The organism is Nostoc sp. CmiVER01 (assembly GCF_034531135.2).
Lineage (GTDB): Bacteria > Cyanobacteriota > Cyanobacteriia > Cyanobacteriales > Nostocaceae > Nostoc.
The window spans coordinates 1-842 of the sequence record NZ_JAVRBU020000054.1 but is presented as its reverse complement, the minus strand read 5'-3'; the positions used below and the strand labels follow the sequence as shown (position 1 = coordinate 842).

Sequence of the window (842 nt, the reverse complement as noted above, 5' to 3'; positions counted from 1 at the left end):
GCGGGCACTGACGGCCTGCCGCCACCGTGCATCACCGTCAACGTGGTCAGGCCGGACGCTTACGGCATAGCTTGACCATCGAGACATCGAAGCCATCGGCGAGCAATCCCGGCTGAAGGGAAACCATCAGGTCTCGTCCTTGCCAGCAGGGAGCTCATTTTTTTCGTGCGCGCAGCTCCAGCATGGCCTCGCCATAGGCTTCCTGAAGGTCCTTCAGCTGCCGCTCGTACTGCTCGCGGACGTCTTCGGGATTAGCACGCAGGGCATTCTCCATGCCGCGCTTCGCATCCTCGACCCAGCCTTCGATCTCTGAGGGCGTTAGGTCAAACTGACGACTGGCTTCCGATATCGACGTCTTACCTTGAATCACTTCAAGGACCAATGCCGACTTCCGACGGGCGGTCCAGCGTTTGATTTCTTCTTCCATCACGATGCTCATGGGGGGCTCCCTTGGGAAAGGAACACCTGAGCAGGATTTCAGTGGGTCATTACATCGGCGGGGTCTCGAATCGCATTCGCCTTCTCTTGGATGGCCTGGCATTGCCGGAGGAGAGCCTCGAACGATTCGACCTCATCGAGGAATAGCCCGTCGTCGACCATGTGCTGGTAGTCAGCGGCCAACTTGGCCAGAGCCTCGTCGTTGGGCACCAAGCACAGCTTACCCGAGACGGCAGTATGGTAGTCAATCGATGCGCCATCCGGGCTTTTTTCCGCGAAGAAGATGCTCTTGTGATCGGCCACTGCCTCCGCGAGCGCCCGGTCGGCAATCGCCGCGTCTGCGAAGCCGGCGGCGCCCAAGCGCGTGACGTCGTGCCAATGACGGGCAAAGCGCTCGCCGCCCC

Annotated in this window: 2 protein-coding genes; both read right to left on the bottom strand. The window is 60.6% G+C overall.

Annotation, left to right across the window (positions count from 1 at the left end):
* Positions 1–154 precede the first annotated feature (154 nt).
* Complete coding sequence (locus RMZ43_RS35930; protein ID WP_428851017.1) at positions 155–439, bottom strand: DUF1153 domain-containing protein; 285 nt, start codon at positions 437–439, stop codon at positions 155–157.
* 38 nt (positions 440–477) lie between these two features.
* On the bottom strand, positions 478–842 hold a 365-nt coding region (locus RMZ43_RS35925; protein WP_428851016.1), incomplete at its 5' end, for a hypothetical protein.

Bases quoted from the DNA above. Each gene is read 5' to 3' on its own strand.
- RMZ43_RS35930 (WP_428851017.1), bottom strand. From the start codon at position 439: ATGAGCATCGTGATGGAAGAAGAAATCAAACGCTGGACCGCCCGTCGG.